12 protein-coding genes are annotated in these 12,558 nt (G+C 66.9%); 8 read left to right on the top strand and 4 right to left on the bottom strand.

The window, feature by feature from the left end; genetic code table 11:
- Positions 1-57 precede the first annotated feature (57 nt).
- The 8 genes from OKW40_RS01585 (at position 58) to OKW40_RS01550 (ending at position 9,334) form a co-directional block, all read left to right on the top strand.
- Positions 58-1,365, top strand: a complete 1,308-nt coding sequence (locus OKW40_RS01585) for a glycosyltransferase family 4 protein (RefSeq protein ID WP_429487842.1) — start codon at positions 58-60, stop codon at positions 1,363-1,365.
- Between the two features lie 125 nt (positions 1,366-1,490).
- Positions 1,491-2,093 (top strand): D-glycero-alpha-D-manno-heptose-1,7-bisphosphate 7-phosphatase, encoded by a 603-nt coding sequence (locus OKW40_RS01580; protein WP_429402206.1) that lies wholly within the window; start codon positions 1,491-1,493, stop codon positions 2,091-2,093.
- On the top strand, positions 2,090-3,331 hold the full coding sequence (waaF, locus tag OKW40_RS01575) for a lipopolysaccharide heptosyltransferase II (protein WP_429487840.1): 1,242 nt from the start codon (positions 2,090-2,092) through the stop codon (positions 3,329-3,331). The genes OKW40_RS01580 and waaF overlap by 4 nt, the downstream gene beginning before the upstream one ends.
- Positions 3,332-3,353: 22 nt before the next feature.
- Positions 3,354-5,099, top strand: coding sequence for a carbamoyltransferase family protein (locus OKW40_RS01570; protein WP_429487838.1), 1,746 nt, complete (start codon positions 3,354-3,356; stop codon positions 5,097-5,099).
- Positions 5,096-6,184 carry a glycosyltransferase gene (locus OKW40_RS01565; RefSeq protein ID WP_429487837.1) on the top strand — a complete coding sequence of 363 codons (1,089 nt, stop codon included), beginning with the start codon at positions 5,096-5,098 and terminating at the stop codon, positions 6,182-6,184. The genes OKW40_RS01570 and OKW40_RS01565 overlap by 4 nt, the downstream gene beginning before the upstream one ends.
- Entirely contained in the window at positions 6,181-7,320 is a 1,140-nt protein-coding gene (locus OKW40_RS01560) for a glycosyltransferase family 9 protein (RefSeq protein ID WP_429487835.1), read from the top strand. The genes OKW40_RS01565 and OKW40_RS01560 overlap by 4 nt, the downstream gene beginning before the upstream one ends.
- Positions 7,310-8,266 (top strand): glycosyltransferase family 4 protein, encoded by a 957-nt coding sequence (locus OKW40_RS01555; RefSeq protein ID WP_429487833.1) that lies wholly within the window; start codon positions 7,310-7,312, stop codon positions 8,264-8,266. The genes OKW40_RS01560 and OKW40_RS01555 overlap by 11 nt, the downstream gene beginning before the upstream one ends.
- 51 nt (positions 8,267-8,317) lie before the next feature.
- Positions 8,318-9,334: a UDP-glucuronic acid decarboxylase family protein gene (locus OKW40_RS01550; RefSeq protein ID WP_429487831.1), complete on the top strand. Its 1,017-nt coding sequence runs from the start codon at positions 8,318-8,320 to the stop codon at positions 9,332-9,334.
- Between the two features lie 66 nt (positions 9,335-9,400).
- On the opposite strand, the gene OKW40_RS01545 is transcribed toward OKW40_RS01550, so the two are convergent.
- From OKW40_RS01545 to OKW40_RS01530, 4 genes are all read right to left on the bottom strand, one after another.
- Positions 9,401-10,012 carry a helix-turn-helix domain-containing protein gene (locus OKW40_RS01545; protein ID WP_187613648.1) on the bottom strand — a complete coding sequence of 204 codons (612 nt, stop codon included), beginning with the start codon at positions 10,010-10,012 and terminating at the stop codon, positions 9,401-9,403.
- 72 nt (positions 10,013-10,084) lie between these two features.
- Positions 10,085-10,207: a hypothetical protein gene (locus OKW40_RS01540; protein WP_429447276.1), complete on the bottom strand. Its 123-nt coding sequence runs from the start codon at positions 10,205-10,207 to the stop codon at positions 10,085-10,087.
- Positions 10,208-10,931: 724 nt separating this feature from the next.
- Positions 10,932-11,492 (bottom strand): YMGG-like glycine zipper-containing protein, encoded by a 561-nt coding sequence (locus OKW40_RS01535; RefSeq protein ID WP_260321080.1) that lies wholly within the window; start codon positions 11,490-11,492, stop codon positions 10,932-10,934.
- A gap of 636 nt (positions 11,493-12,128) precedes the next feature.
- Positions 12,129-12,428 carry a DUF4148 domain-containing protein gene (locus tag OKW40_RS01530; protein ID WP_409340123.1) on the bottom strand — a complete coding sequence of 100 codons (300 nt, stop codon included), beginning with the start codon at positions 12,426-12,428 and terminating at the stop codon, positions 12,129-12,131.
- Positions 12,429-12,558 lie beyond the last annotated feature (130 nt).

Below are 12,558 nucleotides of genomic sequence, written 5' to 3'. Positions count from 1 at the left end.
TGTGCGCCGCTTACGAAAGTCAACATCAATAGCCGCTCATCGCAGGAAGGAATGCCAATGAAGATCGCCCTGATCAGCGAACACGCGTCGCCACTTGCTGTCGCCGGTGGCGTCGACAGCGGCGGACAGAACATCTACGTCGCGAACGTCGCGCGTCAACTGGTGGAAATGGGCCATCAGGTCGACGTGTTCACGCGCCGCGATCGCGCACTGCTGCCCGAGCGCGTCGACATGGACGGCGTGCGCGTGATTCATGTGCCCGCGGGACCGCCGCGGCAATTGCCAAAGGAACGACTGCTGCCATTCATGGACGAGTTCGCCGCGTTTCTGAGCGCGTTCTTTCGCCGCGAACCGCAGTCCTACGACGTGATGCACGCGAACTTCTTCATGTCCGGCCTCGCCGCGCTGCAAGTGAAGGCTGCGCTCGGCGTGCCGCTGGTCACGACCTTTCACGCGCTCGGCCGCGTGCGGCGTATCCATCAGGGAACGGATGACGGCTTCCCCGACGAGCGCTTCGCGATCGAAGACGAACTGGTCGCAGGCTCGGACGTGCTCGTCGCCGAATGTCCGCAGGACCAAGCCGATCTGCTCGAACACTATCGCGCCGATCCAGCGCGCATCCAGATCGTGCCGTGCGGATTCGATGCCGAGGAGTTCCGGCCCGTCGAGCGCGAAGCCGCCCGCGATGCGCTCGGCTGGCGCCAGCACGACTTCATCGTGCTGCAACTGGGCCGGCTCGTGCCGCGCAAAGGCATCGACAACGTGGTGCGCGGCGTCGGCGTGCTGAAGCACACGTTCAACGCGGCGGCGCAGCTGTACATAGTCGGCGGCAATTCGGACGCGCCCAACGAAATCGCGACGCCGGAGATCGCGCGCCTGCGCGAGATCGCCCGCGAATGCGGCGTCGCGGAGCAGACGAGCTTCGTCGGCCGGCGTGGTCGCACGCGGCTGCGCTACTTCTACAGCGCCGCCGACGTGTTCGTGACGACGCCCTGGTACGAGCCGTTCGGCATCACGCCGATCGAGGCGATGGCCTGCGCGACGCCGGTGATCGGCGCCGATGTCGGCGGCATCCGCTATTCGATCCTCGATGGCGTGACCGGCTTTCTCGTGCCGCCGCGCGATCCGCACGCGCTCGCCGCGCGTCTCGACCGCTTGCGGCGCGACCCCGCGCTCGCGCGCCGGATGGGCGAAGCGGGTCTCGACCGGGCGCGGACCGGCTTCACCTGGCGCGGCGTCAGCGATGCGCTCGCGCAAATCTATGCACGCGCGGCAAGGCTCGCACCGACCAAGACATCGCTCGACACCGCGTCCGAGCCGGCGCAGCTACCGCTGCGAGCAGCAGCCGGAGCGTCGTCCCGTTGACGACGGCGCACGCCGCGCGAACCCGCACGGTGTGCGCATCTGGAACACGCCGCGGCCGGTCCAGCGGCTGCGGCGCGTCTTTTTCCGACTTTTTTGACCGAAGCTCGCGCATACCACGAACCATCATGACGCTACCCGCCGTGTTCATCGACAAGGACGGCACGCTGCTCGAAGACGTGCCCTACAACGCCGATCCCGCGCTGATGCGTTTCGCGCCGGGCGCGCGCGAAGCGCTCGCGCTGCTCGCCGCGTACCCGTACGCGCTGTTCGTGATCAGCAATCAGTCCGGCATCGCGCTCGGCAAGTTCGAAGACAGAGCGCTGTTCGACGTAGAACGCCGGCTGCGGCAGATGTTCGCCGAGTGCGGCGCCACGCTCGCCGGCGCGTACTGGTGTCCACATCATCCCGAGGGCAGCGTCGCGCGTTACGCGATCGTCTGTGACTGCCGCAAGCCCGCGCCCGGCATGCTGCTGCGCGCGGCCGAAGAGCATGAGCTCGATCTCGCCAACAGCTGGTTCATCGGCGACATTCTCGACGACGTCGAAGCGGGCAATCGCGCCGGCTGCCGCACGATCCTGCTCGACAACGGCCACGAAACCGAATGGCGAACCGGCCCGCAGCGCACGCCGGGCGCGCGCGCCGCCGGTCTGCACGAGGCCGCGCAACGCGTCGTATTGCACGGCCTGCCGCCGGGCACCGCGGCGCGCCGCAAGGAGGCGCCGCGGTGAACGCACCTCTGCCACTTGCGCCGCCCAAGCTGGCTCACGCGCGCGCGCCCGATACGTCGCAGCCGGTGTGCTGGGGCGGCGAGGTCAAACGGATTCTGTGCGTGCGCCTCGACAATCTCGGCGACGTGCTGATGACCACGCCCGCGCTGCACGCGCTGCGCGAGTCCGCCGAAGACCGCCATCTCACGCTGCTGGCGTCGCGCAGCGGCGTCGCGCTCGCGCCGTTTCTCGACGACGTCGACGATGTGATCGAATACGACGCGCCGTGGGTCGCGCCCGCGTCGACCGTGACGCGCGATCTGCTCGACGATCACCGCATGCAGCAGCGGCTGCGGCGCGGCGGCTTCGACGCGGCGGTGATTTTCACCGTCTATAGCCAGAGCCCGTTGCCGGCCGCGATGCTGTGCTATCTCGCGGGGATTCCGCGCCGCCTCGCGCATTGCCGTGAAAACCCGTACGCGCTGTTGACCGACTGGCTGCGCGAGCCGGAGCCGCAGCAGCGCACCCGGCACGAGGTGCAACGCCAGCTCGATCTGGTGTATCACGTCGGCGCGCAGACGGGCGATACCGGCATGCGCTTTCGCGTGCCGCCGGACGCGCGCCAGTCGCTCGACGCGAAACTGAGGACGCTCGGCATCTGCCGCCACACCGAGTGCGTCGTGTTGCATCCAGGTGCGACCGCTGCGTCGCGCCGCTATCCGCCCGAGCGCTTCGGCGAGGTCGCCACGCAGCTCGCGCGCGAGACCGGCGCCTCGGTGCTCGTGACCGGCGGCGCGAGCGAGCGAGCGCTCGTCGAGACCGTGATGCGCACGGCCGCGCCCGGCGCGCGCGCGCAGCTATACGACCTGAGCGGTGCGCTGACGCTCGCCGAACTCGCCGCGCTGCTCGAACGCGCGAGCGTGCTCGTGTCCAACAACAGCGGCCCCGTGCATGTCGCGTCCGCGCTCGGCACGCCGGTCGTCGATCTTTACGCGCTGACCAACCCGCAGCACACGCCGTGGCAAACGCCGCAACGCGTGCTGTATCGCGACGTCGAATGCCGCTGGTGCTATCGCAGCGTGTGTCCGCACGGGCATCACGCCTGCCTGCTCGGCGTTCCGACCGACGAGGTCGTGCACGCGGCACTCGAATTGCGGCAAGCGCATGCGCATGCGCCGCGTCGTGGTGTATCGGAGCGCGCCGGTCGCGCCGATGACACGAGCACGCCGTCGCTGATCGATCAGCCAACCGTCCCCTGAACCCACTTCCACTGCCAATGCCATGTACACACTCGGAATCAATGCGGTCTATCACGACAGCGCCGCCGCGCTGCTGCGCGACGGTGTGGTGCTCGCCGCCGCCGAAGACGAACGCTTCACGCACGTCAAGCACGCGAAACGTCCGGTGCCGTTCTCGACCTGGCAGCTCCCGTTCGATGCGATCGACTACTGCCTGAAGGCCGCCGGCATTACGCTCGCCGCGATCGATCACGTCGCTTACTCGTACGACCCCACGCTATTCGGCGGCATGCCGAAGAGGCCGGGTGCGACGATCGAGCTGCCGTTCGATCCGGCCGGCACGCGCCCGGACAACCCGTCCGCGTCGGCGTGGGACCCGCTGTTCCTCAGCTATATCGCCAACGCGAAGGGCCAGCTGCTCGACGGCGCGCCGCATCATCTGCGCAAGCGCTTCCGGGGCGTGGATCGCGAGCACGGCTTCGCATGGCACTTCGTCGAGCACCATCTCGCGCACGAGGCGAGCGCGTTTCTCGCCGCGCCGTTCGACGACACCGCCGTGCTGACGATGGACGGCCGCGGCGAGGGCGTGACGACCAGCATGGGGCAATTCGTCGGCGGCGAGTACCAGCGTCTGAAACAGGTCGAGCTGCCGCACTCGCTCGGGCTGCTCTACGAAGCGGTCACCGACTGGCTCGGCTTCCTGCACTCGTCGGACGAGTACAAGGTGATGGCGCTCGCGTCGTACGGCAAGCCGGCTTATGTCGAGGTGTTCCGCGAGATCGTCCGCTATCGGCACGACGGCAGCTATACCGTCGACGCTCCGCGGCTGACCGAACGCTTCGGTCCCGCGCGCGAACGCGGCGGGCCGCTCGAACAACGCCACTTCGATATCGCCAATTCGTTGCAGCGCGTGCTCGAGGAGACCGTGCTGGAACTCGCGCACTGGCTGCATCGGCGGACCGGCTTGAGCCGGCTCTGCATGGCGGGCGGCGTCGCGCTGAACTGCGTGATGAACTCGAAGGTGCGCGACGCCGGGCCATTCAGCGAAGTGTGGGTGCAACCGGCGGCCGGCGACGCTGGCACCGCGCTTGGCGCGGCACTGTGGACCGACTATCGCGAGCGTGCCGCGCGCGGCGACCGCGAGCGTCACTGGAGAATGGATCATGCGTATCTCGGGCCCGAATACAGCGAAGCGGAAATCGAGCAGTTCCTGCGCTGGTCGAAAGTACCGTACCGGCGACTCGCCGATATCGCCGGCGAGACCGCCGATCTGCTCGCGCAGGGCAAGGTGATCGGCTGGTATCAGGGGCGCACCGAATTCGGGCCGCGCGCGCTCGGCGCGCGCTCGATCCTCGCGTCGCCGGCCGATCCGCGGATGCAGGCGAAGCTCAACGAGATCAAGGATCGCGAGGACTTTCGCCCGGTCGCGCCGGTCGTGATGGAAGAGGAAACCAACGAATGGTTCGTGAACGGCCAAACCGCGCCGTTCATGCTGTTCGTGTTCGACGTGCGCGCCGACAGGGCCGCGCGTATTCCGGCCGTGCGGCATGTGGACGGCACCGCGCGCGTGCAGACCATCAACCGCGCGCAGCACCCGCTGTACTACGACTTGCTGGCGGCGTTCAAGCAGCGCACGGGCGTGCCGATGCTCGTCAATACGTCGTTCAACACGCGCGGCGAGCCGATGGTGAATTCGCCGCGCGACGCGGTCGAGTCGTTCTGGACCTCGCCGCTCGACGCGCTCGTGATCGGCCCGTTCCTCGTCGACAAGGCGGGGGGCCGCGCATGAACGCCTCGGTCATGTGTCCGTCGCCCCTGCATGGCGGCGTGGCCGCGCGCTACAGCAGCGAAGATGCCGACGAAACCGGCCGCACGTTGCGCACGCAGTCGTGGCCCGACGTGTCGGTGGTGGTGCCCACCTACCGCCGTCCCGCGATGCTCGCGAACTGCCTTGCCGCGCTATGCGCGCAGCAGTTCGCGCCGCACCGCTACGAGATCGTGGTCTGTGACGACGGTCCCGACGACGCCACGCGCGCCTGCGTCGAACGATTCGCGCGCGAGATGGCGCCCCGAGGGCTGGAACTGCACTACCTGCCGGTCACGCGCACCCAGGGTCCGGCCGGCGCGCGCAACGCGGGCTGGCAGTATGCGCGCGCTTCGCTGATCGCCTTCACCGACGACGACACGCTGCCCGATCCGCACTGGCTGACGGCTGGCGTCGCGGCGCTCGCGCAAGGCGCGACGGCGGCCGCCGGCACGATCGTCGTGCCGCTGCCCTCGCCGCCCGATCTGCCGACCGATTACGAAGCCGACGCGAGCGGCCTCGCGCGCGCCGAATTCGCGACCGCGAACGTGTTCGTCACGCGTGCGGCGCTCGTCGCGACCGGCGGCTTCGACGAACGGTTCACGTCGGCGTGGCGCGAGGATTCGGACCTGCAGTTCACGCTGCTTACCGCGGGCGGCCAGATCGTGCGCGCCCGCGACGCGGTGGTCGTGCATCCGGTGCGGCCCGCGCGCTGGGGCGTCAGCATCGCGCAGCAGAAAAAGAGCCAGTTCGATGCGCTGCTTTATCGCAAGCATTCCGAACTGTTTCGAACCCGCATCCGCTCGCGGCCGCCGCTGCTGTACTACGCGATTCTCTGCGCCGCGGTGCTGGCGATCGGCGGTTCGTTCGCGGATCAGCCGATGCTCGCGGGCGCGGGTTTGAGCGCATGGTGCGGGTTGACCGGCTATTTCTGCGCGCGGCGGCTGCGCGGGCGCAACCACGGCTGGCGCCACGTCGCCGAAATGCTCTGGACGTCGATCCCCATTCCGTTTTTATCGATCTACTGGCGGCTCTATGGCGCCATCCGTTTCAAGGTGTTCTTTCCATGACCCCACCCTCGCTGCTGGCGGCGCTCGCGCCGCGCCGTATCGCCGTGTTTCGCGCGCTGCAGCTCGGCGACATGCTGTGCGCGGTGCCCGCCTTGCGCGCACTGCGCGCGGCCGCGCCGGATGCGCATATCGCGCTGATCGGACTGCCGTGGGCACGCGCGTTCGTCGAGCGCTACGCGGCGCTCGTCGACGAGCTGATCGTGTTTCCGGGCGCGGTCGGTTTTCCCGAGCAGCCCGAAACGAACCATGGCCTGCCCGCGTTCTTCGTGCGGATGCGCGAGCGGCGTTTCGATCTGGCGATCCAGCTGCACGGCAGCGGCGGCATCGCCAACGATCTGCTGCATCAACTCGGCGCATGTGCCGACGCCGGCTTCGTGCAGCCCGACGAGGTACCGCGCGAGGGTTGCTTCATCGATTGGCCCGATGGGCTGCCGGAGCCCGAGCGCTATCTCGCGCTGATGAGCGCGCTCGGCGCGCCGGCGCACGACCGGCGTCTGACGTTCCCGCTCACCGAGCTCGACCTCGGCGAGTACACCGCGCTGCGCACGTATCACGGCATCGAAGACGAGCGGCTCGTGCTGGTTCACCCCGGTTCGCAATTGCCGTCGCGCCGCTGGCCCGCCGAGCGCTTCGCGGCCGTCGCCGACCACCTCGCCGCCGACGGCTGGCAGATCGCGATCACCGGCACGGCCGCCGAAGCGCCGCTGACCTGCGCGGTGCTCGGTGCGATGAGCGCGCCCGCGCTGCATCTGGCGGGTGCGACATCGCTCGGCGGACTCGCCGCGCTGGTCGCGCATGCGCGGCTCGTGGTCTGCAACGACACCGGCATCTCGCACATCGCCGCGGCGATGGCGAGCGCGTCGGTCGTGATCGCATGCGGCAGCGACACGCGGCGCTGGGCGCCGCTCGATCATGCGCGGCATCGCGTGCTGGCCGACTATCCGGCGTGCCGGCCGTGCATGTTCCGCGACTGCCCGTATGGTCATCCGTGCGCGCTGAACGTGCAGGTCGAACAGGTGGTCGAGACCGCCCGCGAGCAGCTTGCGCGCGCGCCCGGCGCGCAACCAGGCGCGCCAGGCAGCCTGCATGAGGGAACCGTTTCGCTGTCTTTCGAGGATCTGCACCATGTTGCGTAATTGCCGCCGGCTGCGCGTGCTGACCTGGCACGTGCACGGCAACTACATGTATTACCTGAGCCAGACGCCGCACGATTTCTATCTGGTGACGAAACCCGGTCATCCGCCCGCCTATGCCGGCAAGGTCGGCGTATTGCCGTGGGGCGACAACGTGCACGAGATCGCAATCGACGACGTGCCCAACCGCGAGTTCGACGTGGTGCTGTACCAGCATCGCATCCACTGGGACCACGATCGCGAGCGCGTGCTGAGCGCCGCGCAGCAACGTCTGCCACGCGTCTATGTCGAGCACGACCCGCCGCAGGAGAACCCGTTCGAGCAATGGCATTGGGTCGACGATCCCGGCACGCTGCTGGTCCACGTCACGCACTTCAACCGGCTGATGTGGGACAGCGGCGTCACGCCGACGCGCGTGATCGAACATGGCGTCGTGGTGCCCGACGGCGTGCGCTACAGCGGCGAACTGCAGCGCGGCATCGTGGTCGTCAATCATCTCGCGCAGCGCGGCCGGCGGCTCGGCGCGGATGTCTTCAGCGAAACGCGCACGCGCGTGCCGCTCGATCTCGTCGGGATGGACGCACAGCGGCTAGACGGCATCGGTGAAATCGGCAACCTCGATCTGGCCGCATTCAGCGCGCACTACCGCTTCTTTTTCAATCCGATCCGCTGGACCAGCCTCGGCCTCGCGATCGTCGAGGCGATGACGATCGGCATGCCGATCGTCGGTCTCGCGACGGCCGAGCTCGCCACCGTGATCCGCAACGGCGAAAACGGCTTCGTGCATACCGACGTCGACGTGCTCGTCGACGCCATGCTCGGGCTGCTGCGCGATCCCGGCGAAGCGCGGCGGCTCGGCGACGGCGCGCGGCGCACGGCGCTCGAACGCTTTCATATCGACCGTTTCGCGCAGGACTGGCACGACGCGCTGCTGCACGTCACGGCGTGATGCCACGCTGATTTTCAACGTTCATGCGGTCCAACCACAGGATCACGCACCATGAAAGAACTTACCCGCAAGCGCATTCTGATCACCGGCGGCGCCGGCTTTCTCGGCTCGCACCTGTGCGAACGGCTCGTCGCGCAGGGACACGACGTGCTATGCGTCGACAACTTCTATACCGGTACGAAGGACAACATCGCGCATCTACTCGACTGCGCGAACTTCGAACTGATGCGTCACGACGTAACGTTCCCGTTGTATGTGGAAGTCGATGAAATTTATAACCTCGCGTGCCCCGCGTCACCAATCCACTACCAGCACGATCCGGTGCAGACTACGAAGACCAGCGTGCACGGCGCGATCAATATGCTCGGGCTCGCCAAACGCGTGAAAGCGCGGATTTTCCAGGCGTCGACGAGCGAGGTGTATGGCGACGCGCTCGTCCATCCGCAGAAAGAAGACTACTGGGGCCACGTGAATCCCATCGGTCCGCGCTCGTGCTACGACGAAGGCAAGCGCTGCGCGGAAACGCTGTTCATGGACTATCACCGCCAGCATGGTCTGTCGATCCGCATCGCGCGCATCTTCAACACCTACGGCCCGCGCATGCATCCGGCCGATGGCCGGGTGGTGTCGAACTTCATGATGCAGGCGTTGCGCGGCGAGCCGCTGACCGTCTATGGCGACGGCTCGCAGACGCGTTCGTTCTGCTATGTCGACGACATGATCGACGCCTTCATCCTGCTGATGAACAGCGCCGACGATCCAGGCGGCCCGGTCAACCTCGGCAATCCGCACGAAGTGTCGATGCGCGAGATCGCGCAGCGCATCGTCGCGGTGACCGGCTCCGCGTCGCCGCTCGAATCACGGCCGCTGCCGGCCGACGATCCATGGCATCGACAGCCGGACATCTCGTTGGCGACAAAACTGCTCGGCTGGCAGCCGGGCACGTCGCTTGACGAAGGGCTGCCGCGCACCGCGCGTTATTTCCGCGCGCGCATCGAGGCGAGTCAGCACACGCCGCCGCCTGCGGGCATGGACGGCGCCGGAGCCACGTCCGCTCGCCTTCATTGAGCCAGCGGCGCAGCGCTGCCGACGTCGCGGCGCCGTTCTTCACGCGATCACGGCGGCACGCAATTTCTACACGGCTGGCGTGTCCGCGCGAATGCGCATCACGGTCTGACGCGACGTGCCGAAGCGCCGCGCGACCTCGCTGACCGACTGTCCTCTGCCGAGCGATTGCAGCACGCGTTGACGCTGCTGCTCGGAAAGCGACGGCGGCCTGCCCGTGTGCTTGCCGCTCGCGCGAACGGCCGCGAGACTGTCGCGGCTGCGCAGGCTGCGGCACGCGGCGTCGAGCCGCACCAGCGCGCGCAATGCCTTCACCGCCGAGGGCTCGGGGCGCCCGGCCAGATCGGTATGGCCGACTTCGACGCAACGCAGCGCCACGCCGGCCTTCCGGCACTGCATCACGGTGGCGAGGATGTCGCGCGCGTTGCAGCCGAGCGCGGCCAGCTCGAGCACGACGAGCGTGTCGCGCGGCGCGATTCGTCGGATCAGACTCTGCAGCTCGCAGCGGTCGCGCGCCTGCGCATAGGTCGGCAGATCTTCGACCACGACCCGCGCGAGCGTGACCATGTAGCCGGCCTTGTCGAGCCGGATCAGCGCCTGCTCGTGCCGAACCGCATCGTGCGCGCCGAACAGATAGATGTGTAGTTTTTCCACTTCGCCTTCGTAGTCACGATCCGCCATTAGCGGGCGCTATTACGTCGGGGTTCCGGTTTTTCGAGCGACGACGCCTGGTCACGCCGTCACTCATCGCGCTCAGGGCTGCCGCTGGCCGCCTTGATGCGTCGGAGGAGTCTGGTTCTGTTGCTGCTGTCCGCTGTCGCGGCCGGGCTGCGCCGGATTCGACGGCTGACGATTCGAATTCTTGTCCAAAGTCATGACGCTCTCCTATGTGAGATTGCGGGTGACCGTGGCTAACCGCGGCCATCGTGATCAAGCCGCAACCAGTGTTCCCGGTCCTGCCCGCGCCAGAGCGTTGCGGCGCGGGCATGCAAGCGCCTGGCTATGACGCTTCCGCTGACGATGCGAGCAGCCCGGTGGAGGAATTTTCAAAGTGTATCAACCGCATTGAACGTCCAATACGGTTGGCGTCGGTATTGGCGCGATTGAACTGTCATTACGTGGGCGGTGGAGGCGCGGCAAGTGACGGCCGCCCATCGCGGAACCGCAATCGGGGACGACCGCGGAATCCGTCTGACGGGAAGGCAGGTAGCGCCCTGCTCAAAGCTCGGCTCGTGAATATCTTAAGCTTCAGATATTAACGAATCCCGGCCGACCCTCTATACCTCTTCTCTCAAATCCCCTGCAACGCGATATCGCCCAATACACCGAGAAGCAGCCCGGCCAGACGCCCACACCATGCCGCGTAATGCGTGCCCTCATGCCGTTTGTCTCAAACCACAACAGGCGACCGCGGCGTGAACGACGGCCCTGCCCTTCTGCCGTGTCAGACCGACTCTGGTTGAGCGGAAAGCTCGTACTGCAAGAGTCGTCGTACAGGATGAGAGAACAACTGTCGGCTTTTCCACAGGCCAGCTGACGGGAGTAAGCGCTCAAGCGCTCGCTCCCCGTCGACAACGCGAGCGTGGTCGGCGTGCCTGGTTCAGTAACCTGGCGGAGGCGCCGTATCGTAGGCCGGCGGCGGAGGCGTCGCTTCGTCGTGCGTCCGGTACGCATCGGCGGCGCTGCGCGGCACAGGCACCCGGTGGCCATTGCCATACATGCACTGAACGTACGCCTGGTCGTAGCGGTGTTGAAGGCTGGCGGCCGAGCTTTGCGCCATGCCGGCGCCGATCATGCTGCCGCCGAGCAGACCTGCGCCTGCGCCGACCGCTGCGCCGCGGCGGCCGTTGAACGCCGCACCGGCCGCCGCGCCGAGCGCGGTACCGACGGCCATACCGCCCAGGGCGCCCGTCGCTGTGGCCTGTTGGGTGCTCACGCCGCCGGTCTGCTGGGAAGCAAATTGCTGGCATGTCGCGTCGTCGGCGCGGAATTGATCGAAGGACTTGCCGGTGCCGGGCAGGGCCATCACTGTGGGACCCATCGGCATGCTTGCACAGCCGTCGAGCGCGATGATGCAGCTCAGGCTGACCGCGGCGGTGACTAGCGCGGATACGCCCCGTTTCGTTCGCATTGCCAGAGAAAGAGAATTCATTTTGCTCATGTCATTTCGGCCCGGTTGGCCTCACCGGCACTTCCACCCAGCCGCTCGAACACCCCTTCACGTACGGGTAATACTTTTTTGTCACCGGGCAATACCACCAGGTACCCGACGGCGGACTCGTCTGCGTTTTTTCGACGTAGACGGTGGTCGGGTTTGGCTGGACCGACTGGACGACGAGTGGGGCGGGCGCAGCGTAGACGACGGCGGGGGGCGCCATGATTATGGGGGGCGGGATGCCCACAAGGACACCGACTCTCACATGCGCTTGCGCGGTGCTATTCAGGCATACGGCCGTAGTCGCGATCAGCGCAAGCAAAACTATCCTGGATCTCACAAACTTTCTCCTATTCGATGAAGCGGGCCTGCCGCGACCCGGCGCAAAACGGTAAGGCCATGGCGCAAAAAACCGAACGGGTTCAACCGGGCGAATTCCGCTGCGCGACAAAAAAGGGATCTCGTTGGTGCTGGTTGAAGTGAATCCCGCGTGGCCGAACCTGGTGATTCCGGGGCCGGCCGACCCCGAATGCAGATTCCCGAGATCTACGCCTTGCGCTGAACCTCGCGTCCGGAGGGGGTACGCCGACGTCGCCATGGAAAGCCAGACAAGGCTGCGGCTTGCCCCGCCGTGATGTCCAATCAACTTTCGTTGTAGATAGAACGATACGAGGCCAACTGAGCCATTGCCGGTACCCCCGAAACTGCGGAGCCCAATTTCACGCCACCGTGCCCACTGAACGCCTGCTGTTGAGCCGCCACGCTCGCCAGAGCCGCGTGGATGTTCGCCGGATAGTGTGCGTCACCGTTGGGATGGTCAGAGCCCGCTAGCTGCAGTCGGATGACTTCTTCGTGCACTAGCTCACGCGTCAGAGGACCGTTGCCCTGAGCAGAGGTGCCCGTGGGGAGAGCGATGACTGACACGACAGTGAGAACGGGCATGAACGCTTTAGCCATGATGAAGCTTCCAGTCTCGGGCGCCAGGAACAACAGGCGCCGGGTTAGCGAAACAACGACCAGGCAAGGTCCTTGAAGCCCGTGTGCCCGTTCCGTTGAGGTCCGTCATCTTCTT

Origin of the sequence: Paraburkholderia sp. RAU6.4a, from assembly GCF_050435625.1 — a bacterium.
Classification (GTDB): Bacteria; Pseudomonadota; Gammaproteobacteria; order Burkholderiales; family Burkholderiaceae; genus Paraburkholderia; species Paraburkholderia tuberum.
Note: the sequence above shows the minus strand (reverse complement) of the source record. Positions and strands in the feature narration are given on the sequence as shown.